The sequence below is a fragment of the Chromobacterium sp. W521 genome (assembly GCF_052805975.1).
Map to the genome: position 1 here is coordinate 211,750 of NZ_JBRBAF010000008.1, position 21,880 is coordinate 233,629.

Here is a 21,880-nt window from a genome sequence, read left to right on the forward strand (position 1 = left end):
GCATCTCCTAAGTGTCGAAACTGCTGTCGATAGAGAACAACTGCCGCGAGTCCGGGGCTGCCACCCCATCGCTCTCGGCCATTCGCCCCGCCTGCCAGCGGCGGCGAAATCCTCGGTCCTGCGCCGGCGTCCGGTTTCGAAAGGCCAAGCCATTCTTATGCGGGCACCATGCGCCAAACCTGCGTCGGCGCTCGCGCCGGGCCGCCGAGACGGCCTCCATCACCGCGCTCCGGCCGGCCCAAGCGGCGTCCGCCCAAGCAGTGAACCATCAAAATCGAAAATGCCAAAGTCCTATTTATTTTTATCGTATATAAAAACTTCATAATACAAAATGCAATAATTCCCATTCGCAAATATGACAAACAGAAGCAACAAACTAAGAAAAATGGTGTCAAAATCAACCGCTTAGCATGAAACATCCAACAATTACCGTAGCCGACGGCGCAGCGGCCAGTCGCCCATAAACACAGCCAGGCCCAGAGAAGAACGTCAGGATTTGTCAGACAGAAGCACTAAGAAAGAGAAGAAAAAGGAACAAATAAAAAACGCCCCGGACGGGGCGTTTTGGATTGGAAGACGATGCCGACGCGAGGTTTAGTCGCGTTCTCCGGCAAAAGCCAGCAACAGTTGCAACAAGCTGGTGAACAGGTTGTAAATGCTGATGTAGATCGACAACGCTGCGGAAATGTAGCTGTCCTCGCCGCCGTCCACCACCACCTTGACCTGCCACAGAATCATCAGCGAGCTGAACAGCGCGAAAGCCGCGGAAATCATCAGATGGAAAGCCGGCATGCGCAGGAAGATGTTGGCCACCACCGCCACCATCAGCACGATGGCGCCCACGGTGAGGAAGTTGCCCAGGCCGCTCAGATCGCGCTTGGTGGTGGTGGCGATGCCCGCCATCACGAAGAACACCAGCGCGGTGGCCGCGCCCGCGGTCATAATCAGCTGGCCGCCGTTGGAAAACTTGAACGCCAGTTGCAGCAAGGGCCCCAACAGCAAGCCCATCAGGAAAGTGAAACCCAGCATCAGAAACACGCCAGCCGAGCTGTAGCGGTTTTTCTCGATGGCGAACACCAAGCCGTAGAACACGGCAAGGATCGCCAGCATGCCGATGATGGGGCTGCCGGCCAGGAAGCCGAAATTCATATTGGTGCCGACGATGGCTCCCATCACCGTGGGAATCATCGACAAGCCCAGCAAACCATAAGTATTGCGAAGAACCTTATGGCGTACCTCGGCCATACCGGTCGTCTGATAGGCCGTCTCAAGGTTCGGGTGCATAATGTAAGCCTTTCTCCAAAGGGATTTTTATCAAATTGTACCGACAGTGACAGCCGCTGTGGCAATAAGTTTCCCGGCGGCCCGGCTTGCGTCGCGCAAACGCTTCGGGTATTCTTGCACTCCCTTGCAAATGAGGACGGTTGTTCTAATTTGCAAGCGGCATCAAAGCGAAAGTGGCGGAATTGGTAGACGCACTGGATTTAGGTTCCAGCGCCGCAAGGCGTGAGAGTTCGAGTCTCTCCTTTCGCACCATTAAATCTGTTAAGCCTCAATAACTTACTGATTTCAAAGGCCATTCCAGGCCGACTACCTGCTACAGTTGCATGCCACAGCCCCATGCAGACATGCTCAAGCATACCAGCGCACTCTGTCACACAGGCTCTTCAGCCGACTACCAACGCCCACCCCATTCTCAGTAGCACTGAACCGTAGAGTCCGGGGTTAATTTATCTGACTTCTCAGCGAGTGATTTGGCGTAGGCTGCTGGCGTCAAACCATCTAAGACTTTCTTAGCGCCTGTTCAAAGTCTGCTGCGCGTCGGCGATACGGCGTTAAAAACCTCTTCGAAATGCTCATGTACCACTCGACCATTCCACTTTCCTCAGCCGTTTTCGCCTTGTCTAGCTCTTGCTCGCTAGAGCATAAACACGTTCTTAGGTCTTTCATTGTTGTATTCCCTTCGCCAGGCTTCGATGACGACCTTGGCATGGAGCAGGCGGGTGAGCCCGTGTTCGATCAGGCATTCATCCCGTAAGCACCCGTTGAACGATTCGATGCAGGCATTCTGATTGGGCTTGCCGGGCTTGAGAGGAAGAGCAGGACGCCACGGGCATAAGCCCAGATGAGCATGGCACGGCTGCAGAATTTCTGACCATTATCGGTCCTGATCGCTTTAGGCAAGTCGCCTGTCTGCGCCAAATGCTCGAGGACACGCGTAAGATGCATGCCTCCAAACTTGCTGCGCCAGAGGTAATCACTGGCCTCCGGGAAAACGTGCTCGCGGCACAGTTCTGCTGCGGACATGCCGGCTTCTGCTTCGCGCAGGAAACCGATGATCAGCTCTTCAAATGAAATGTTTCTTCATATCCAATCTCCATGTCATGGTGGACTGGACTCTAAAGCCGTGCGCTACACAATACCGGGGGGCGTCGCGTACGCTGAATTGCTGCGGTGCCAAGTGTGAAGATTTTTTTCTTCGAGTACACAGAGCCTGGCCAGGCTAAATTATCAGGTAAAACATATTGCCGACATAACAGGCTCAAACAATAGTCTCCCATTTCCAATAACCTCACCGAAATTTATTAGTTTATCTCCCAACCCAAAGGCAATTCCGGGTAACTGATCCAGTAGCTCAGACATTCCCTATCAAGGGTATCGCTCCATTGATAGATGCCCACCCCTGTGTAGTAGAAGACCGGCTTCCTGTCAATGTAAGCAATAATGTCAGCTCGGTGGCGATAAAATGGAGAGGCCAACATATCACTGACAGACACCTCATCTATACAAACCATATCAGATATCTTGCCGTGCCGCCTCGCGCAATGTTCAAACTGAGATAGCTCGTTATCCGGCAAAGATAAAACATGTTGCGCCACTACTTGGGCAAATGAATTCTTAAATGACAGCAACCCCATACAGGAAGGATGTTTGTACGCATATTCTTCTGGATTCATGGCAAAGCACTCCGATCAAGCAAAGCTGATGGGATTTTATAAGATTTGAGGATATTTCAAGACGCAAAAACAACTGTTCACGACGGCAAAAAAACATGCTAAAGTTAACACATTTTACAAATAGTTCAAGAAAGAACAATTCAAATGCAGCCAATCACATCTAAGCTTATTAGCAACGACTGCATAGAAGCTGTTATTGAAGAGAGCAGAAACGCCCCACGAAAACGCACGCCAATCCTCATCCATAGCAGCTACGATGAGATCCCTCAACGCTTCGTGAACTGCATGGCGTCGGACTCTTACATCAAGCCGCACAAGCATGAAAGTGATAATCAATGGGAGCTGTTAACTTGGATATCTGGAGAAATGCTTGTTATCATTTTTGATGATGCAGGCAAAATACTGAACAAGGTTGAGATAAGTCAGTACTGCAACCGCGTAATTGAGATACCGCAAAATTTGTATCACAGCTATGTCCCTTTATCCGACTGTGCATATCTTGAGATACGGAACTGTAGCTTTACTTATGGGCGGCCAGAAATAGATCGTACATTTGCCGACTGGGCGCCTGACGAAGGCGAACACGAGGTAAAAAACTTTACCACTTGGCTGAAAGAAGCTGATATTGGAAAACAGTATGAACAAGAGCGAAAATTATTTTCAGATAATAAACTATAGTCCCGTCCCAACTTTCTGGAAGAATGCGGAACGATTCTTCATGGGGTGCAATCAAAAATTTCTTGATATGGTTGAAGTCGAGGATATAGACACCCTTATCAAAAAACGAGATATAGATCTGCCTTGGGCACACAATTGGGAACTCTTTGAAAAAGATGATAGGCTTGTTTTAGAGACGGGACAGACTGTCACTAGACTCGAACAAATACCTTCTGGAAATGGCGACTCCATTTGGTCAGAAACCATTAAGCACCCAATCATACAAGATGGCAAGACCGTGGGATTGGTCGGATTTTGTAAAGACGTCACCATTGAAAGAAGGCTGCAAGAGATAGAGCGTGAACGCAGCGTTGATAAACTACATTTACAACTTGCCAACTTAGTTGACAAGTTCATGAATGATGCACAGCACACTAAACTATCCATCCTAAACCAGCGTCTAGGCATAAATCACGGCGATAGCAAAAAAAGTAGAATACAAATAAGTCTAAGCAATAGAGAGCAGGAGATAATTTACTATCTATCCATCTACAAATCCCCAAAAGAGATCGCAAAAATATTATCAACGATTCATGGCAAAGACATTTCAATTCGTGCGGTGCAAACAGCCATTAGCGATAGGCTTTATGTAAAGTTCGATGTAAACACGACAAGTCAGCTATTAGAGCGAGCAGCCGCATACAGTCTCATCCCTCTGCGCATGCCTAGTTAAAAATGATCTGAATAAGTCATCCTCAAGAAAACCAGAACCTTACCAATCAATGAGAACAACCATTGAAAGCAATGCCAGCAGGATAAAATAGTCGATACCATCTTCCTGACACGACGCAAAAACCTGCCCTAGCCAATCTGAATTTTAGAAGCTCGGACCCGATCTGAAATTCTCCCGCTTTGATGGCACCTGACTGTCAGATCAAATCGGAATTTTTACACATTCATGTCGACCAGGACGAGTTCAAGTCTCTCCTTTCGCACCAACCCTGATTGCAGCCATACCTCTCCAAAACGCTTGGGCCAAGCGTCCTCCCGCCATAGCAAAGCGGCTCGGCTCAACACGCTGTTTTCCGTTTATCTTGCATTATCTTTGTCCCGCCCACGCTCCACACTTTTCCTCAGGGCCTGTTGAAAACCTGCTGCGCTTCGGCGATGCGTCGTTAAAACAAGCTCAGCATGCTCATGCTTCGTATGTACACTCTGCTTTCCCAGCCGCTTGAGCCTTAGCTCGCAAGCACGCTCCCGGGATCACAAGCGCACGCCATGAAAAACGCCCTCGAAGACGCAGACGCGTCGAGGGCGTTGGATTTAGCGCGATGGGATCAAGCGCTGGCGGCGGTTTGCTTGTCCATCATGATTTTCAGAATCTGCGCATCAGTCTGCACCATGCCCTGGCTGGCCAGCTTGCCCAGGTTGGCGATGGAGGCGTCCAGCTCGCATTCCACAATGCCGTCGCTGCCCGCCACGCACACGCCGTCCAGCGCCATCAGTACCGCCTTGTAAGCAGACCCCGCCGAAGTGGACACCTTCATCGCGCAGCTATTGGACGCGCCGTCGCAAATCATGCCGGCCAAGTCGCCTATCATGCTGGAAATGGCCATGCCCGCCACCGCGTAGCCGCCGCCCAGCAACTGGGCCATCCCCGCCGCCGCGCCCATGGACGCGGTGGTGACCGCGCACAGCGCGGACAGCTTGGGCAGCCGGGCGTGAATATAAATGGCCATCAAGTGCGACAGCATCAGCGCCCGCGTCAGCCCCTCGCGATCGGCGCCGACATGCTCGGCCACCACCACCACCGGCATGGTAGCGGCAATGCCCTGATTTCCGGAGCCGGAGTTGCTCATCGCCGGCAGGGTGGCGCCTCCCATGCGGGCGTCGGACGCCGCGGTGGTGCGGGTGAGGATGCGGGTCAACAGATTGTCCGACAGCAAACCGGCGCTCACCTGCTTGTGCAGGGTTGCGCCAATGTGCAGGCCAAACTGCCCCCCCATGCCCGCTCGCGACAGCGCCTCGTTCAGCGTGGCCGCCTCGTGGATGAAATCCATCATTTCCAGCGGAGCCTGGGTGGCGAAGTCGTAAACATCCCGCGCCGTCGCGTCGGAAAAGTCGTATGCGGCGCCGGCCTGGCCGGAGCTCTCGAGTTCGGCGCGGAACACCGCCGCGCCATTGCGCTCGATCAGCACCACATTAGTGTGAGAGTCCGCGATGCAGACCCGTGCCGTCTCGTCGCCGGCGAACACTTGGGCTTCCGAATACAGGATATTCGGCACGTCCGCGATGCTCAGCGTCACGCGCTGCTCCGCGAGCATGCGTTTGGCGGCATCCACCACTTCGCCGCTCAAACCCTTGAGCACTTCTAGCTTGCCGTCCGGGTCGCCTCCTAGCGCGCCCACCGCGGCGGCGATCTGCAGGCCCACCGCGCCAGTGCCCGGCACCGTCACGCCCATGCCGTTCTTCATCAGATTGGGCGAAACCCGCGCTTCGATGCGCTCTGGCGCGCGGCCCAGCGTCTTGGCGGCGATGGCACAGGCCAGGGCCAATGAAATCGGCTCGGTGCAACCCAGCGCCGGCGCCACTTCCGCGCGCGCCGCCTTGACGAACTTCGGCCACAGATCGGTGTTGAGAGTTGGTGTACACATAGTGATTACGCTTTCAAATCAAGTAAATGCCTTGCCGCCGCCCACAAGGCGGGCCGGCGGCGAAAATCAGGAGAAAGCCAGGAACGGCGACACGCAGAGCAACAGGCCGGTGGCGATGATGATCTTGAGCGCGGCGCCCTTGTATTTGTGCAGGAAGGGCACTTGGTAAACCAGATAGGCCGGGATCAAACAGCCCACCAAGCCAAAAACCGGGCTGCAGATCGAAGTGAAGCTCAGCACCGGCGCGTTCAGCACGATGGCGCCCCAGGACAGCAAGACGGTGAACACCATGATGCCCTTGGCCACCCACTCGGGCCGGATACGCTCCTCCGGCATTACCCGGCGCAGCAGATTCATCGCCAGGCCCTGGCAGGCCTCGCGGAAGCCCAGATAAACGCCAAAATACGCGGTCATCACCGCAAAAATATTCAGGATCAGGCTGAACAGCTTCACCATATCGCCCGGCATGCTGCTGGCTACCATGGCCAAAGCGGAAATGTTTTCATGCGAGGCCTTGACCGCCTGTTCGTGCCCCATCGCCAAGGTAAAGGACACCGCGTAGAAAAAGACGGTAACGAAGAGGATGCCGAAGGCGATGTTCATCGCCCGCATTGCCTTGTACTGCGCCACTTTCCGCGACTTTTCCCGCGCGCGGTAGGAAATCACCATCGGGCTCAGGCTTTGAATGAACAGGATGGAGGTCAGCGTGAACGGCAGCATGACGATGGCGTCCTTGATCAGGCTGCCCAGCGAGGGGAAAGCGCCCACATTGACCATTCGCCATTCCGAAACCATGGCCAGACCCAGCACCGCCACCACGCCCAGCTTGGTCAGCACCATGCCGGTGGAAATCTTGAACAGCAATTGCTCGCCACGGGAAGCCAGCGCCACCAGCAGGCAGATCAGCCCCAGGCCATAGAAGGGATTGGCGGACAGCAGCGTCTCGGTCACGCCGAAGCTGTGCAGAAAGGAGGCGCTGTCGTTAGTGATGGCGGTTGAATACACAAAAACCCAGATCACCAGCATGATGAAGTAGAGCGCCCCCAGCAGAATGCCCCAGTTCTTGCCCAGATAGCCGCTGATCACGCTGGGGTAATCCTTGCACTCCGGCGACTCCGCCAAGGTGTTGATGAACAGACGCTGGAACAAATACATCGCCGGATAACCGATAACGGAGGAGAGCAAGAACACCCACAGCCCCATCAACCCCACCTGGACCGGCAGAAAAACAATGCCGGCGCCTATCGCCATGCCGATGCTCATCACGACCCAACCTCGGTCGGTAGCGTCGAAACGCACCGCCTCCCGCCACTCCGCTTCGCTCATGCCCGCGCGCTCGGCAGCGCTTGCCCTGGGCTTGACGCCCACTTGGGTGATGTCCATACTCGTTGTTCCTTTAGTGGTTCATCTGCTGTCTCAAGCCCTCCGGCGCCAACCGGATGCTTGGGTTTCCCCGCCGCGCTGCGCCAACAGCGCGTGAAGGGATTCTCGGATGCGTATCGGAAGCCCTCAGTCGCGACACTGCTTCAGATAGCGGTAAAGAGTGGGTTCGGAGATTTCCAACGCCTGCGAAGCCTTGCCGACGAATCCGCGGATAGAGAACAAGCCCCGCTGATTCAGCTCCCTGATCACCTCCAGTTTTTCATCGCCGGACAAGCGCGTCGGATCAATCGCGTATTGCTCCAGCACGCCCTGCATAATCCCCACGCCAACATCATCAATGCCTAGCGACAAGGTTTCCTGATGCGAGTCGTGAGACAGTTCTGCCGGCAGCAGAGCCTGCACCGCCTCCAGCGCGCGCTTGTAGCGGCTGTCGTCGGAGTTGACGCAGAGCATGGCCTGCACGCGGCCGGTCTCGTCCTTGATCACCAGGGTGGACGAACGCAGCGACACTCCGCCTCGGGTCTTGCTGCGGTAGTTCAGCCGATAGTTCTCGCCCCCCTTGACGGAGCACTCCCGCGCCATGCTCAAGGCGAGGTCGGTGGCCGGAGCGCCGACGCTGCGGCCGGACACATGCCCATTGCGGATGATTTTGAGCGAGGCGCTGGGATCGGATAGATCGTGCACAGCCACTTCGCTGTCCGGCCCCAACAGGGCCGACACGAAATCGGCGAGCACTTCCGCGTCAAGTTGCAGTTTCATGGCGATGACAAAAAAATTATCACGTTGAGATTCTATGCATCACCACTCATCCATGTCATGCGCAACCACGAGCGCATTTGACGCGCGTCAAACCCGTTCAGGCCGCCGCCCGTCGCCAACGCGGCGCTCCATGAAAAAACCCGCCAAAAGAGCGGGTTACACAATAGAGTGACAGCCGTCAGGCCAGGCGGAGTTGAACGCCGGACAGCTAGGTCAAGGCGCTTCCCTCTTTACACATTACAAAGCCTCATCCGCCGACAACCCTCTGGCGAACAAATCCACCGGCGTGTCCGGAATGAAGTCCAAACGCACCTGCCCCTCCACCGCGAAGCCCAGCTTGCTCAACACGCGCGCGGAGCCGGCATTGTCCGGATGCACCAAGCCCACCAGCCGGTCCAGCGCGTAAACATCCCGCGCTAGGCGCAGACAGGCGCGACCGGACTCGGTGGCCAGGCCCAAACCCCAGTACTCCGGCAGAAAGCGATAGCCCAATTCCACCGCGTCCACCGCCGCCATGTATTTCAGGCCACTGAAGCCTATTACTTCGCCGCTATCCTTCCACACGCAGGCCACTCGGCCAAAACCATGCCGCTCATAATCCGCTAGCGGGCCGTCGCGCATTGCCTGCAAAGCTTGCTCGGGCGAGCCAAAAGGCGTGTTGCCGACATAGCGGATGGCCTCGGCCACGGTACCAAGCCGGTAAAAGGCGTCCAGATCATCCTCCTTGAAAGGCCGCAAAATCATGCGGCCGGTATCCACTGCTTGCATTTCTGCCTCCCAAGCCGTTTGCAATATCATGACAATGGAAACAATCTGCCAGCAATCATCCGTCAACGCCATATTTTTTGCGCTGCAACAAATCCGCGCGGTAGGCGCGCCCAGCGGCTCAGCTGATATACTGTCGCTTTGATTTCCCCCGCCGCAGAACCCCGCCATGAACGATCTGTTTGCCCATGAACCGAAAAAACCGCTGGCCGAAGCGCTACGTCCCGGCCGCCTCGACGAGGTGATCGGCCAACGGCACTTGATCGGCCCTGGCAAACCGCTGCGGCTGGCCGTGGAGGCGCGCACCCCGCACTCGATGATTCTGTGGGGCCCGCCCGGCGTCGGCAAGACCACGCTGGCGCGCATTCTCGCCGCCAGTTTCGACGCCGAATTCATCCCGCTGTCGGCAGTGTTCTCCGGCGTCAAGGACATCCGCGAGGCGGTGGAGCGCGCGCACGCCGCGCTGCAGCGCTCCGGCCGCCACACCATTCTGTTCGTCGACGAAGTGCACCGCTTCAACAAGAGCCAGCAGGACGCCTTCCTGCCCTTTGTCGAATCCGGCCTGCTCACCTTCATCGGCGCCACCACGGAAAACCCCTCCTTCGAAGTCAACTCCGCGCTGCTGTCGCGCGCCCAGGTCTATGTGCTGAACAGCCTGGACGAAGAAGAACTGCGCCAGTTGTTCGAACGGGCCGCCGCCAACGGCGCGCTGGAGGGGCTGAGCTTCGACGATGCCGCCATCAATACGCTGACCGGCTACGCCGACGGCGACGCCCGCCGCTTCCTCAACCTGCTGGAGCAGACCCGCACCGCCGCCTACGCCCGCAAGACCGGCCAGATAGACCGCGACTTTCTGTCCGAGGTGCTGACCGTCAACGCGCGTCGCTTCGACAAGGGCGGAGACGATTTCTACGACCAGATCTCCGCGCTGCACAAATCGGTGCGCGGCTCCAATCCGGACGCGGCGCTGTACTGGCTGACGCGGATGCTGGACGGCGGCGCCGACGCGCGCTACCTGGCGCGCCGGCTGGTGCGCATGGCCTGGGAGGATATCGGCCTGGCCGACCCGCGCGCGATGCAGATCGCCAACGACGCCGCCACCACCTATGAACGGCTGGGCAGCCCGGAAGGCGAACTTGCGCTGGCTCAAGCCGCGCTGTATTTGGCCGTGGCCGCCAAGAGCAACGCCGGCTACAAGGCGTATAATGAGGCCCGCGCCTTCATCAAACAGGACAAATCCCGGCCGGTGCCGGTACACTTGCGCAATGCGCCCACTCGGCTGATGAAAGAGTTGGGCTATGGCCACGAATACCGCTACGCCCACGACGAACCCCATGCCTACGCCGCCGGCGAGACCTATCTGCCGGAAGGAATAGAGGACATGCGCTGGTATCAGCCGACTCCGCGCGGACTGGAAAGCAAAATACGGGACAAGCTGGATTTCCTGCGTCAGCTAGACGACGACGCCCGGCAAGACTCCGAATAAGTGAAAGAAACAGGACCAACCTAACCATGCTCGACATCAATCTGCTTCGCAACGACATCGAAGCCGTCGCCGCCCGTCTGGCCGGCCGCGGCTATACCCTGGACACCGCAGCCTTCAATCAGCTGGAGTCCGAACGCAAATCCCTGCAAACCCGCATGCAGGAACTGCAAGCCAAGCGCAACGCCTCCTCCAAGCAGATCGGCGTGGCCAAGGGCAAGGGCGAAGACGTGTCAGCCATCCTGGCCGAAGTGGCGACGCTGGGCGATGAATTGAAAGCCGCCGAACAAGGCTTCGACGCGGTGCAAAAGCAGTTGGACGCCTGGCTGATGTCCATCCCCAACCTGCCGCACGAATCGGTGCCGACGGGCAAGGACGAAAACGACAATGTGGAAGTGCGCCGCGTGGGCGTGCCGCGCCAGTTCGACTTCGAGGTCAAAGACCACGTCGACGTGGGCGCGCCGCTGGGCCTGGACTTCGACACCGGCGCCAAGCTGTCCGGCGCGCGTTTCACCGTGCTCAAGGGCGACATCGCCCGGCTGCACCGCGCCATCGCCCAGTTCATGCTGAACACCCATACCGGCGATCACGGCTACGTTGAGCACTACACCCCCTACATCGTCAACGACAGCGCGCTGCTGGGCACCGGCCAGCTACCCAAGTTCGCCGAGGACATGTTCAAGGTGACCAAGGGCGGCGAAGAAGGCAATGTGGACCAGTACCTGATCTCCACCTCGGAAATCACGCTGACCAACACCGTCAGCAACAGCATCCTCAAGGCTGAGGAACTGCCGCTGAAACTGACCGCGCATTCGCCCTGCTTCCGTTCCGAAGCCGGCAGCTACGGCCGCGACACCCGCGGCATGATCCGCCAGCACCAGTTCGACAAGGTGGAAATGGTGCGCATCGAGAAGCCGGAAGACTCCTACGCCGCGCTGGAGGAAATGGTCGGCCACGCCGAGAACATCCTCAAGGCGCTGGAACTGCCCTACCGCGTGATCACGCTGTGCACCGGCGACATGGGCTTCGGCGCCGCCAAGACCTACGATCTGGAAGTCTGGCTACCGGCGCAGAACACCTATCGCGAAATCTCCAGTTGCTCCAACTGCGAGGCCTTCCAGGCACGCCGCATGATGGCGCGCTACAAGGACGAAAGCGGCAAGAACCAGCTGGTGCACACGCTGAACGGCTCCGGTCTGGCGGTGGGACGCACTCTGGTGGCGGTGCTGGAAAACTACCAGAACGCCGATGGCAGCGTGACCATCCCGGCGGTGCTGCGGCCTTACTTTGGCGGCCGCGACAAAATCGGCGGTTAAACTCAAGCCTGGCTTAAGACCGACACAAGACAACGGCGCCCATCGCGGGCGCCGTTTTTCACATCCGCGCCGCCAGCAGCGCCTCGAACTCGGCTCGCGGCAACGGCTTGCTGAATAGATAGCCCTGGCCCAGCCGGCAGCCCTGCCGCAGCAGGAAATCACGCTGCGACTCCAGTTCCACGCCCTCGGCCACCAGTTCCAACCCCAGACTGCGGCCTATCGAAATGATGGCGCTGGTGATGGCGGCGTCGTCGCCGTCATGGTGCAGGTCCATGATAAAGGAACGATCGATCTTCAAGCCCTTGACCGGCAGCCGCTTCAAATAGGACAGCGAGGAATAGCCGGTGCCGAAATCGTCGATGGACAGATAAACGCCCAACTCGCGCAAGCGCTGCAAAGCCTCCACCATGCCGCTATCCTCGTCCATCGCCACGCTTTCGGTAATCTCCAGCTCCAACTCGCCGCTATCCAGGCCATGCCGGCGCAACGTGCGCGCCACCGTGTCGGCGAAGCTGCCGTACTTGAGCTGGCGGCCGGACACATTGACCGCGATGCGGCCAGGCTCCAGTCCCATCGCATGCCACTGAGCCCAGTCTCGGCAAGCGGTGTCCAGCACCCACTCGCCTATCGGCACCATCAACGAGCCGTCCTCGGCGATCGGGATAAACTTGGCTGGCGCCATCAGCCCCAGCTCGGGATGGCGCCAGCGCAGCAAAGCCTCCGCCCCCACCACCCGCTGCGTGGCCAGTTCCACCTTGGGCTGATACCACACTTCCAGCTCTTCCTGCGCCAGCGCGCGGTGCAGGCTGTACTCCAGTTTCAGCCGCTCCATAGCCCGCGCGTTCATGTCCGAGGTGTAGAACTGAAAATTGTTCTTGCCGCGCTCTTTGGCTTGGTACATCGCGGAATCCGCGTTCACCAACAAAGCATCCGCGCTGACTCCGTCCTCCGGATACATGCTGATGCCAATGCTGGCGGAGATGAACAGCTCGTGGCCTGTCAGGCCGGACTGTTCGGTCACGCCGTCCAGCAACTGCTGCGCCAGCGCCGCCACCTGGGTCACACGCTCCACCGCCGGAAGCAACAGGATGAACTCGTCCCCTGACAACCTGGCCACGGTGGAGTGCGGCGGCGCATACTGCAGCAACACCGAGGCGATACGCACCAGCAATTCGTCGCCGGCATGATGTCCCAGCGTGTCGTTGACCAGCTTGAAGCGGTCCAGGTCGACGAACAGCAGCGCGAACTGTGCCCGCGTCGGCTGCGCCCGCTCTATCGCCTCTTGCAGCCGCTCCAGGAACAGGGTCCGGTTGGGCAAGCCGGTCAAGGCGTCGTGATTGGCCAGAAAGTGCAGCCGCTCCTCGGACTGCTTGCGCTGGGTGATGTCGGAAAACACCGCCACGTAATGCAGGCATTCTCCGTCCGCGTCGCGGATGGCGGTAATGCTCAGATGCTCGGTGTACAACAGGCCGCCCTTGCGGCGGTTGACCACCTCGCCCTGCCAGACCCCGCTCTCTTTCAAGCTTTGCCACAGCTTCTGATAAAAGTCCGCCGGCTGCCGGCCGGATTTGAGCAAGGCGGGCGTGCGGCCCAGGGCCTCCTGGCTGCTGTAACCAGTGATGCGGCTGAACGCCGGGTTCACCATCTGGATCACCCCGTTGCCGTCGGTAATCAAGATGCCCTCCAGCGTTGACTCGAACACCTTGTCCGCCAACAACAGGCTGCGCCGAGAATGCAGCAGCGCGTCGTCGCGCTCGCGCAAGGCGGAATGCAATTCCTGCAAAAACTCCTGCTCCACCATCTGGATAATGTCGCGGAACCCCAGCAACTGCAGCAGCGTTCCATCGACGTCGTACACCGCCAGGTGCCGAATCTTGTGCTGCAGGATCAACTGCCTGGCCTGCAACAGGCTGCTGCCCTCGCGCACGCCCAGCAGCGGCCAGGAGCAGGCTTCGGCCAGCGTCGCCGGCGCTCGTCCCTCGGCCAACAGCCGCAACAGATCACGCAGGGTCAGGATGCCGTAGTCCCCGTTATCGAAACTGACAGCCAAAGCCGTGGCGCCGTGACGCCGCATCAAGGCCAGCGCCTCTTCAGGCGAGCCCTGAGCGCCCAGCAAACATAAGGGCGCGGCGCGGTCCGCCACCACCCGCCGCACGCTTAGAAAGGATTCGCTGCCCTGGCTCAACACGATATCGGTCAGCGACACCACGCCGCACATCTTGCCGGCCTGCTCCACCAGCGCATGACGGATGCCGCGCTGGCGGAACAGGGCCACCGCCTCGCTCACCGGCAGATCGTGCGGCAGTACCACCAAGGGCGTGCTCATCGCGCCGCCCACCGGCCTCATGCCAACCACGCCATCCAACCGGTCCAGCGCCAACGCGTCGGCTTCGGTCCAAATCCCCAACGGCCGTCCCGCCCCGTCCTGCACCACGATGGAACCACAGCCCGCCAGCAACATGCGCCGCGCCGCCTCCGCCAGCGACGTATCCGCCGCGCACGCCAGGATATCCGGGGTAGAGATTTCTTTTATACACTGTTTTAAGCAATACATTAACAATCCAACCCGGGCTATTCACGGAAAAATTCCAAATGGCATTATAACGATGCAAATCGCCGTCATGTAGTCGGATTGCAACAGCCCCGCTCCATAGCGGCATCGAGGCTTCTTGTTACTCCTCAAGCCCGCCGGCTTCTCCGCAGGGAGCATTCCTTTTGCATTCAGTAAATCGTCAAATACTCATATACATGATCTAGAACAAGGCGTGATGCGGAGCCCGGCTGCTAGGCTGACAACAGAATCGGCGAATTTAAACTCGCCATGGAAATGACAAAGGTATTGCGCAGCGCAGCAAAATCACGTTTTGGAACGGCGGCAATGCGCATGGTCAGCCCAACCACCCATACAGCGACACAAGCACCATGAGCCAACAACGCATCCACCTATCGGTTCAAGGCCGGGTACAAGGCGTCGGCTTCCGCCCTTTCATCTGGCGCACGGCCAGCGAGTGCGGCCTCACCGGCTTTGTCCGAAACAGCGGCGAAGGCGTCACGCTGGAACTGCAAGGCGAGCCGCAGGCGCTGAGCGCCTTCCGCCAGGCGCTGCGAACCCGCCTGCCGCCGCTGGCGCACATCGACGCGCTGCAGGAGCGCGATATTCCGCTGCGCGATGCCGAACAACGCTTTCAAATAGAAGAAAGCAGCGGCGCGGTCACCCACGCCCGGCTGCCGGCCGACGTAGCCACCTGTCCGCGTTGCGTGGAGGAACTGTTCACCCCCGGCGACCGCCGCTACCGCTTTCCCTTCATCAACTGCACCGATTGCGGGCCGCGCTACACCGTCACCCACCGGCTACCCTACGACCGCGCCAACACCAGCATGCTGGCCTTTCCGCTGTGTCCGGTCTGCCGCCAAGAATACCTTGACCCGAACAGCCGCCGCTTTCACGCCGAACCCACCGCCTGCCCAGTGTGCGGCCCCAAGCTGCAACTGACCGACCGCTTTGGCCAGAGCCTGAACGGCGACCCCATCGTGGGCGCGGTGCAAATCCTCAATATGGGCCGCAGCATAGCGATGAAAGGTTTGGGCGGCTTCCATCTGGTCTGCGACGCGGCCAGCCCGGCGGCGGTGGCGCGGCTGCGCCGGCTCAAACACCGGCCCGGCAAACCGCTGGCCATCATGGCGCTGAACGTGGAATCCATCCGCGCGCTCTGCCATGTCAGCGAAGAAGAGGCCGCCTGGCTGCAACGCCCGGAACGCCCCATCGTGCTGCTGAACAAAAAACCCGAAGCCGACCAACTGCTGCCGGACATTGCACCCGGTCTGTCGGCTCTGGGCGTGATGCTGCCCTACACTCCGCTTCAATGGCTGCTGTTCCACGAAGCGCTGGGCCGCCCGCCCGGGACCAGTTGGCTGCGCCAGCCCTGCTCGCGGCTATGGGTGATGAGCAGCGCCAACTTGTCCGGCGAGCCCATCGTCACCGGCAACCAAGAGGCCCGCGAACGGCTGAACCAGGTAGCCGACGTCTTTCTGCTGCATAACCGCGCCATCGTCACTCGTTGCGACGACAGCGTGGTGTCGCTGGAGCGGCGGCGGCCGCTGCTGTTCCGCCGCGCTCGCGGCTTTGTGCCGGACCCGGTGCCGTTGACGCTGGACGGCCCGCCGGTACTGGCGCTGGGCGCCTATATGAAGGCCACCGCCACCGTGCTGCGCGGCAAGGACGCCTTCGTGTCGCAATACATCGGCGCGCTCAACCACCCTCTGACCTGCGAGGCGCTGCAACAAGCGGCCGACCACTTGCTCGACCTCACCGGCGTCGCTCCGCAGGCAGTGGCTTGCGATCTGGAAACCGGCACCTACTCCAGCATGCTGGCCGAACACCTGTCCAAGCAATGGGAAGTGCCGCTGATCCGGGTTCAGCACCACCATGCCCACCTGGGCGCGGTGCTGGCCGAACACGGCGTGGCGGAACCGGCTTTGGGCTTGGCGCTGGATGGCTATGGCCTGGGTCACAACAACGGCGCCTGGGGCGGTGAAATGATGCTAGTGGACGGCGACAGCTGCGAACGCATCGGCCACATCTCGCCGTTGCCGCTGCCCGGCGTGGGACGCAGCCGGCTACCGCCCTGGAAACTGGCCGTGGCCTTATGGCAAACCCTGGAACTGGGACCGCTGCCGCCGCGGCTGGCGGCCCAGCCTGGCGCCCAACAATTGGAGAAACAGCTCTCTATCCGCCGAGACTGCCAGGACAGCACCAGCTTGGGCCGCTGGTTCGGCGCCGTCGCCGGCCTGACCCGCCAATGCGGGGTGGAAACCTTCGAGAGCGAAGCGGCGCAAAGGCTGGAAGCCCAGGCCGAGCCCGCCGAACCGCTGGCCGGCGGCTGGCGTACCCAGGCCAATCTGCTGGACCTGACGCCGCTGGCGCGCCATCTGTGCCAACTGGACGACGACCGAGCCATCGCCAGCCTGTGGCACGCCACGCTGGCCGCCGCGCTGGCGGACTGGGCCATCAAGGCGGCGCGCACCACCGGCACCCGCATCGTGGCGCTGGCCGGCGGCTGCTGCGGCAATCGCCAACTGATGGCGCAACTCCTGCCGCGGCTGGAACAGGCCGGCCTGCGCGCGCTGACAGCGGAACAACTGCCGCCCAACGACGGCGGCCTGAGCCTGGGCCAGGCCTGGGTGGCCCGCCAGCGCCTGCTGCGCCGGAGCTGAAATGAAAACGGCGCGTCGCCCGAAGGCGACGCGCCGCGAAGATCGGCCCAATCAGCGTCTTAAGACTGTAAGCGCTCGCCCCACAAATCGTGCTCGCTGCAATCGACGATCTTCACCGAATAGAACTCGCCCGCGCGCATGTCCGCGGCATCCTCGACGAACACCAGACCGTCGATCTCCGGCGCATCCGCGTAGCTGCGGCAAATCGCCGTGCCTTCGTCGTCGATCTCGTCCACCAATACCTGCATCGTCTGACCGACGCGGCGCTCCAGGCGACGCGCGCTGATCTCTTCCTGCACCGCCATGAAACGCTCTTTGCGGGCTTCCTTCACCTCTTCCGGCACCGGATTCGGCAAATCGTTGGCGGTAGCCCCTTCCACCGGCGAATAGGTGAAACAGCCTACGCGGTCCAGCTCCGCCTCGCGGATGAAGGTCAACAGCTCTTCGAAGTCCTCCTCGGTCTCGCCGGGGAAGCCGACGATGAAGGTGGAGCGAATCACCAACTCCGGGCAGATCTCGCGCCACTTCTTGATACGCGCCAGCACATTGTCGCTATTGGCCGGACGCTTCATCAGCTTCAGCACCTTCTGGCTGGCGTGCTGGAACGGGATGTCCAGATAGGGCAGGATCTTGCCGTCGCGCATCAGAGGAATCACCTCATCCACGTGCGGATAAGGATAGACGTAGTGCAAACGCACCCAGATGCCGTGGCGGCCCAGTTCCTCGCACAGCTCGGTCATCCGGGTCTTCACCGGGCGGCCATTGTGGAAGCCCAGCTTATACTTGGTGTCCACCCCGTAAGCCGACGTGTCTTGCGAGATCACCAGGATTTCCTTGACCCCGGCCTTGGCCAGGTTCTCCGCTTCGCGCAGCACATCATGAATCGGCCGGCTTTCCAGATCCCCGCGCATGGACGGAATGATGCAGAAGGTGCAACGGTGATTGCAGCCTTCGGAAATCTTCAGATACGCGTAATGCTTGGGCGTCAGCCGCACGCCGATGTCCGGCACCAGGTCGACGAAGGGATCATGCGGCTTGGGCAGATGGGCATGCACCGCGCTCATCACCTCGTCGGTGGCGTGCGGGCCGGTCACGGCCAAGACCGACGGATGCGCGTCCCGCACCACATCGCCCTTGGCCCCCAGACAGCCAGTGACGATGACCTTGCCGTTCTCGTTCAAGGCTTCGCCGATCGCGTCCAGAGACTCCGCCACGGCGGAATCAATAAAACCACAGGTGTTGACCACCACCAGGTCGGCGCCGGCGTAACTCCCGGAAATATCGTAGCCTTCGGCGCGAAGGCGGGTCAGGATCTGCTCGGAGTCGCTAGAGGCTTTGGGGCAGCCCAGCGACACGAAGCCGATACTTGGAATCTTGTCTGCCATGATGATGGCCTTGCTGAAGAAAAACGCGAGAGTATACAACGATTTGACAGGCGATGCGCAGCGTTGCGAGGGACTCGGAGCGCGGGGGCTTGTCGATTCGTTTTCGCCGGCCCCGCGCCGGGCAGGATAGGGACGCCGGCAAGCAACGATCCCCTTTCAGACCTCGCTTGATAGTAAAGTCAGGCGCCTCCACCACCGCCTCGTCAAGCGCAACGCCTTGTCTCGCCCTGGCTCACAAAACGCAAACGTGCGGGCTCAGTCCAAACGTTCGGCGCAGTAAAAGGCGCCGGGCACCGGGCACCCCGCTTCCTCCCGCAACATCATGTCTTGCCGTTCCAACAGCCGCAGCCGGCACGCCGTCAGTTGCGCCTCCACCCGGTCCGGATCATGCAGATAGCGCCCGCAGGGCTGCAGCAGGTGGCCTTCGGGCAAGGCCCTCAGCGCGCGCTCAATGCTGAACAGCAACAGGCCGCCCGGCTTGAGCGCGTGCGCCATCCAGTTTAAGGCCGGTCCCAGATCGCCAAAATAGCTGAGGGTATCCAGGCAGCAGATCAGATCGCTAGCCGGAGGCAGCTCCGCCAGGAATTCAATGATGTCGCCTTGAGTCAAGGCGTCGTACACGCTCTTGGCTGCGGCGCGCCCCAGCATCTCTCCGCTGATATCCACCCCCTGCAAACGACGCGCGTACGGCCGCAGCGCAACGCCGGCCAGCCCGGTACCGCAGCCCAGATCCAGGACCTCCAGAGCGGCCGTTGGCGGCCCCAACCGCTTCAGGCATTGCGCCAGCCACTGCGGCCCCTGGTAGCGCAAGCTGGCCAGGGTCGCGTCAAACGCCTCGGCGTTGGCGTCGAAAGTCCGCCGGATGAACTCGGGACTACATTGCGGCGGCGGCTCCGCGCCGCCGCAGGCGGCAAGCAGGTGCAAGGCCACCGGATCATCCGGCGCCTGCGCCAGCCAGCCGCGCAGTAGCGCCAAGGCTTCTTCGCGCCGGTCCAACTCGCAGTAGGCCTCGATGCGCGCAATCGGCCCATGCTCGGCGGGCCGCGCCACGATGCCCAACGCGTTGTGCCGCCGCGCCTCGGCATGGCGTTCCTGGCGCAAATACAATCCGGCCAGCAGAAAGTGCGCGTCGGCGCAAGCTCCGTCCACGGCCAGCGCCTGCCGGCAAGCCTGTTCCGCGGCGGCTAAATCATCGCCCTGCTCGCAGGCGGCGGCCAGGTTGGTCCAATACATAGGCTGTCCGCCGTCCAGCTCCGCAGCCGCGGCGAAAGCCCGCCGCGCGTCGCCCAAGCGCCCCTGTCGCGCCTGCGCCATGCCCAAGCTGAAATGCCAGTCCGCATGGCCTGTTTCCGAGCAAATCGCCTCGCTCAACAAAGATTCAGCCTCCCCCGGACGCTGAGTCTGCAGCAATAGGAAAGCCAGGAAGGATTTGGCGGCGGCGCAAGCCGGCCAATCGCGCAAGCAGGAGCGGTAGCGCCGTTCTGCCTCCGCCCAGTCCCCCTCTAAATGACTGCGCTGCGCCTCCCGCAAGCAGGCGTTCAAGTCCTCGGCGGACATGTCGCGGCGCCTTGCCGGCTCAGCCGGTTTGAATCATCTAATGAAAACAGGGGAAAACGAAACGCGGCGAACGCCGCTCGAGAGAAATAGACGCCGTCAACGGCGCCCGGCATCCAGCATGCGGGGGTAAGCATGGCAAGCCCTCCAAGGGAGCGGCGGATGGAAACGGACAGGCGGCCATTCCAGCCGGCCGCCTCTGCTCAATCTTTGCTGCGCTTAGCGAAGCTTCGGAAAACTCACCGCTTTCCGAAGCCGTTTTTCACGCCGCATCGCCAAAGCGCGGCAGATCGTAAACAGGTTTTTAGGACGGGTCTTTGTCGTCCTCGCCGCCCTGCTTGTATGCCGGGAAGGCGAAGCCGCCGAACAGTTGCTTGGTCTGTTCCTGCATCCGGTTCTGCATGTCCAGGAACATGCTGGTGCTCTGTTCCATGTAGTTGGCCATCATGTTTTGCACCGCCGGCCCCTGAAATTTCATGAACTCCCCCCACAGATTAGCGTTCAACATGGTGTTGTCGCCGTAAATCGCGCGGGTTTGTTCCTGCATTTTCTGCTGCAGCTGGGCGAACAGTTGCAGATTGTTCTCCAGGAAAGGCCCCATCATGCCTTGCATGGCCTGGCCGTAAGAGCGGATGAACTGGGTCAGCACCTCGTAGCTGAACATCGGCATGCCGCCGTTCTCCTCCTCCAGGATGATCTGCAACAGCACACTGCGGGTGATGTCCTCTTGGCTCTTGGCGTCGACGACTTGAATATCCACATTATCAAGCACCAATTGCTTCACATCCCCCAAGGTGATGTAGGAACTGGTGGCGGTATCGTACAGCCGGCGGTTCGGGTACTTTTTGATGACCCGCTTTTCAACACTCATGTAACGCTCCCGGTTTATTTTGTTACGGTGTGCCGTGTGCCGGCAATTTATCATAAATACAACACGCTAGAGTAAATCTTCAGTCAATGCTCCCAATTTTGCTGCATTGCATGATACATTTAGACGTCATTGTGCAGTGCAAAATTTTTGATTCAGACTATCTCCTTAGAAGGCCTCACCCCACAGCGGAGGAATACATTATGTCCATCAGCAATGAGCAACTGAACAAGCTGTCCCTCAACGGTCTGGAAACCATTTTCCGCTTTTCGCAAATCACTCTGGATAGCGCCGAGCGCCTGGTCAAGCTGAACCTGGAAATCTCCAAGCAGTCGCTGGAAGAAAACGTCAAAATCGCCAAGCAACTGAGCGGCGTGACCGACCCGCAAGAAGCGGTCAGCCATCTGAACAAGCTGGCCACCCAGAACATCGACACCGCTCTGGCCAACTCCCGCAATCTGTACGACATCGTTTCCTCCGCTCAAAGCGAACTGACCAAGCTGGCTGAAGAAAACCTGGGCAGCTTCAACAAGTCGCTGATCGGCGCGATCGAGTCCGCGGCCAAGAATGCTCCGGCCGGCTCCGACGCCGCGCTGAACGCGGTGAAGAGCTCGGTGGCCGCCGCCGCCGCCGCGGTCAACACCTTCAGCAAAGCCGCCCAGCAAGTGGTGGAATTCACCGACAGCAGCGTCAAGGCCGCCACCAGCGCCACCGCCGATGCCGTGAAGACCGCCAGCAAGCGCGCGCCCACCGCCTAAGCGCAGTTTTAAGGCTAAAGCACAACCCCGTCCAGCCGACGGGGTTTTTCTTTGCCTAGCGCCGGAGGATGGCATGTGAGCGACGACAGGTTTACAATCGCAGCCTTAAGCACGTTTCAGGAAACCA

16 protein-coding genes, 1 tRNA gene and 2 pseudogenes are annotated in these 21,880 nt (G+C 59.8%); 7 read left to right on the forward strand and 12 right to left on the reverse strand.

What is annotated here, in order from left to right; genetic code table 11:
• Positions 1 to 594: 594 nt before the first annotated feature.
• On the reverse strand, positions 595 to 1,284 hold the full coding sequence (locus tag ACUXV1_RS14640; RefSeq protein WP_039753556.1) for a Bax inhibitor-1/YccA family protein: 690 nt from the start codon (positions 1,282 to 1,284) through the stop codon (positions 595 to 597).
• 167 nt (positions 1,285 to 1,451) lie between these two features.
• On the opposite strand from ACUXV1_RS14640, the gene ACUXV1_RS14645 reads away from it, so the two are divergent.
• Positions 1,452 to 1,536, forward strand: a tRNA-Leu gene (locus ACUXV1_RS14645).
• A 400-nt stretch (positions 1,537 to 1,936) separates the two neighbouring features.
• Here ACUXV1_RS14645 and ACUXV1_RS14650 read toward each other — a convergent pair.
• The 3 genes and pseudogenes from ACUXV1_RS14650 to ACUXV1_RS14660 all read right to left on the reverse strand — a co-directional run.
• Positions 1,937 to 2,232, reverse strand: a pseudogene (locus ACUXV1_RS14650) (integrase core domain-containing protein); the annotation flags it as partial.
• Positions 2,218 to 2,368: pseudogene (locus ACUXV1_RS14655) on the reverse strand (transposase); the annotation flags it as partial. The pseudogenes ACUXV1_RS14650 and ACUXV1_RS14655, both read right to left, overlap by 15 nt.
• A 217-nt stretch (positions 2,369 to 2,585) precedes the next feature.
• Positions 2,586 to 2,957, reverse strand: coding sequence for a hypothetical protein (locus ACUXV1_RS14660; protein WP_162787860.1), 372 nt, complete (start codon positions 2,955 to 2,957; stop codon positions 2,586 to 2,588).
• 144 nt (positions 2,958 to 3,101) lie between these two features.
• Here ACUXV1_RS14660 and ACUXV1_RS14665 point away from each other — a divergent pair, with 144 nt between their 5' ends.
• Both ACUXV1_RS14665 and ACUXV1_RS14670 read left to right on the forward strand, forming a co-directional pair.
• Positions 3,102 to 3,635, forward strand: coding sequence for a WbuC family cupin fold metalloprotein (locus ACUXV1_RS14665; RefSeq protein ID WP_446015718.1), 534 nt, complete (start codon positions 3,102 to 3,104; stop codon positions 3,633 to 3,635).
• On the forward strand, positions 3,595 to 4,347 hold the full coding sequence (locus ACUXV1_RS14670; protein ID WP_446015719.1) for a PAS domain-containing protein: 753 nt from the start codon (positions 3,595 to 3,597) through the stop codon (positions 4,345 to 4,347). The genes ACUXV1_RS14665 and ACUXV1_RS14670 overlap by 41 nt, the downstream gene beginning before the upstream one ends.
• 604 nt (positions 4,348 to 4,951) lie before the next feature.
• On the opposite strand, the gene ACUXV1_RS14675 is transcribed toward ACUXV1_RS14670, so the two are convergent.
• From ACUXV1_RS14675 to ACUXV1_RS14690, 4 genes are all read right to left on the reverse strand, one after another.
• Positions 4,952 to 6,268 (reverse strand): L-cysteine desulfidase family protein, encoded by a 1,317-nt coding sequence (locus ACUXV1_RS14675; RefSeq protein ID WP_446015720.1) that lies wholly within the window; start codon positions 6,266 to 6,268, stop codon positions 4,952 to 4,954.
• A 66-nt stretch (positions 6,269 to 6,334) separates the two neighbouring features.
• A complete protein-coding gene (locus ACUXV1_RS14680; protein WP_081556688.1) occupies positions 6,335 to 7,651 on the reverse strand; it encodes an amino acid permease in 1,317 nt (438 codons plus the stop codon).
• Positions 7,652 to 7,777: 126 nt separating this feature from the next.
• The gene (locus tag ACUXV1_RS14685) at positions 7,778 to 8,410 is read right to left on the reverse strand and encodes a helix-turn-helix transcriptional regulator (RefSeq protein WP_043633106.1); all 633 of its coding nucleotides are present in this window, start codon (positions 8,408 to 8,410) and stop codon (positions 7,778 to 7,780) included.
• Between the two features lie 237 nt (positions 8,411 to 8,647).
• Complete coding sequence (locus ACUXV1_RS14690; RefSeq protein ID WP_161524150.1) at positions 8,648 to 9,178, reverse strand: GNAT family N-acetyltransferase; 531 nt, start codon at positions 9,176 to 9,178, stop codon at positions 8,648 to 8,650.
• 166 nt (positions 9,179 to 9,344) lie between these two features.
• Between ACUXV1_RS14690 and ACUXV1_RS14695 the strand changes: the two genes are divergently transcribed.
• Entirely contained in the window at positions 9,345 to 10,661 is a 1,317-nt protein-coding gene (locus ACUXV1_RS14695) for a replication-associated recombination protein A (RefSeq protein WP_446015721.1), read from the forward strand.
• A gap of 26 nt (positions 10,662 to 10,687) precedes the next feature.
• Positions 10,688 to 11,974: a serine--tRNA ligase gene (gene serS, locus ACUXV1_RS14700; protein WP_043633099.1), complete on the forward strand. Its 1,287-nt coding sequence runs from the start codon at positions 10,688 to 10,690 to the stop codon at positions 11,972 to 11,974.
• 58 nt (positions 11,975 to 12,032) lie between these two features.
• Here the strand turns inward: serS and ACUXV1_RS14705 are convergent, their stop codons facing one another.
• Positions 12,033 to 14,528 (reverse strand): EAL domain-containing protein, encoded by a 2,496-nt coding sequence (locus ACUXV1_RS14705; protein WP_446015722.1) that lies wholly within the window; start codon positions 14,526 to 14,528, stop codon positions 12,033 to 12,035.
• Positions 14,529 to 14,896: 368 nt separating this feature from the next.
• On the opposite strand from ACUXV1_RS14705, the gene hypF reads away from it, so the two are divergent.
• Positions 14,897 to 17,188, forward strand: coding sequence for a carbamoyltransferase HypF (gene hypF / locus ACUXV1_RS14710; RefSeq protein WP_446015723.1), 2,292 nt, complete (start codon positions 14,897 to 14,899; stop codon positions 17,186 to 17,188).
• A 59-nt stretch (positions 17,189 to 17,247) separates the two neighbouring features.
• Here the strand turns inward: hypF and rimO are convergent, their stop codons facing one another.
• The 3 genes from rimO to phaR form a co-directional block, all read right to left on the reverse strand.
• Positions 17,248 to 18,573, reverse strand: a complete 1,326-nt coding sequence (gene rimO / locus ACUXV1_RS14715; protein WP_194427864.1) for a 30S ribosomal protein S12 methylthiotransferase RimO — start codon at positions 18,571 to 18,573, stop codon at positions 17,248 to 17,250.
• Between the two features lie 255 nt (positions 18,574 to 18,828).
• Complete coding sequence (locus ACUXV1_RS14720) at positions 18,829 to 20,130, reverse strand: tetratricopeptide repeat protein (protein ID WP_446015724.1); 1,302 nt, start codon at positions 20,128 to 20,130, stop codon at positions 18,829 to 18,831.
• A 301-nt stretch (positions 20,131 to 20,431) separates the two neighbouring features.
• Positions 20,432 to 20,998 carry a polyhydroxyalkanoate synthesis repressor PhaR gene (phaR, locus tag ACUXV1_RS14725; protein WP_019101300.1) on the reverse strand — a complete coding sequence of 189 codons (567 nt, stop codon included), beginning with the start codon at positions 20,996 to 20,998 and terminating at the stop codon, positions 20,432 to 20,434.
• Positions 20,999 to 21,198: 200 nt separating this feature from the next.
• On the opposite strand from phaR, the gene ACUXV1_RS14730 reads away from it, so the two are divergent.
• Positions 21,199 to 21,753, forward strand: a complete 555-nt coding sequence (locus ACUXV1_RS14730) for a phasin family protein (protein WP_019101299.1) — start codon at positions 21,199 to 21,201, stop codon at positions 21,751 to 21,753.
• Positions 21,754 to 21,880: the final 127 nt, after the last annotated feature.

Coding starts and splice junctions, on each gene's coding strand:
- ACUXV1_RS14640 (WP_039753556.1), bottom strand. CDS start 1,284: ATGCACCCGAACCTTGAGACGGCCTATCAGACGACCGGTATGGCCGAG.
- ACUXV1_RS14660 (WP_162787860.1), bottom strand. CDS start 2,957: ATGAATCCAGAAGAATATGCGTACAAACATCCTTCCTGTATGGGGTTG.
- ACUXV1_RS14665 (WP_446015718.1), top strand. CDS start 3,102: ATGCAGCCAATCACATCTAAGCTTATTAGCAACGACTGCATAGAAGCT.
- ACUXV1_RS14670 (WP_446015719.1), top strand. CDS start 3,595: ATGAACAAGAGCGAAAATTATTTTCAGATAATAAACTATAGTCCCGTC.
- ACUXV1_RS14675 (WP_446015720.1), bottom strand. CDS start 6,268: ATGTGTACACCAACTCTCAACACCGATCTGTGGCCGAAGTTCGTCAAG.
- ACUXV1_RS14680 (WP_081556688.1), bottom strand. CDS start 7,651: ATGGACATCACCCAAGTGGGCGTCAAGCCCAGGGCAAGCGCTGCCGAG.
- ACUXV1_RS14685 (WP_043633106.1), bottom strand. CDS start 8,410: ATGAAACTGCAACTTGACGCGGAAGTGCTCGCCGATTTCGTGTCGGCC.
- ACUXV1_RS14690 (WP_161524150.1), bottom strand. CDS start 9,178: ATGCAAGCAGTGGATACCGGCCGCATGATTTTGCGGCCTTTCAAGGAG.
- ACUXV1_RS14695 (WP_446015721.1), top strand. CDS start 9,345: ATGAACGATCTGTTTGCCCATGAACCGAAAAAACCGCTGGCCGAAGCG.
- serS (WP_043633099.1), top strand. CDS start 10,688: ATGCTCGACATCAATCTGCTTCGCAACGACATCGAAGCCGTCGCCGCC.
- ACUXV1_RS14705 (WP_446015722.1), bottom strand. CDS start 14,528: ATGTATTGCTTAAAACAGTGTATAAAAGAAATCTCTACCCCGGATATC.
- hypF (WP_446015723.1), top strand. CDS start 14,897: ATGAGCCAACAACGCATCCACCTATCGGTTCAAGGCCGGGTACAAGGC.
- rimO (WP_194427864.1), bottom strand. CDS start 18,573: ATGGCAGACAAGATTCCAAGTATCGGCTTCGTGTCGCTGGGCTGCCCC.
- ACUXV1_RS14720 (WP_446015724.1), bottom strand. CDS start 20,130: ATGTCCGCCGAGGACTTGAACGCCTGCTTGCGGGAGGCGCAGCGCAGT.
- phaR (WP_019101300.1), bottom strand. CDS start 20,998: ATGAGTGTTGAAAAGCGGGTCATCAAAAAGTACCCGAACCGCCGGCTG.
- ACUXV1_RS14730 (WP_019101299.1), top strand. CDS start 21,199: ATGTCCATCAGCAATGAGCAACTGAACAAGCTGTCCCTCAACGGTCTG.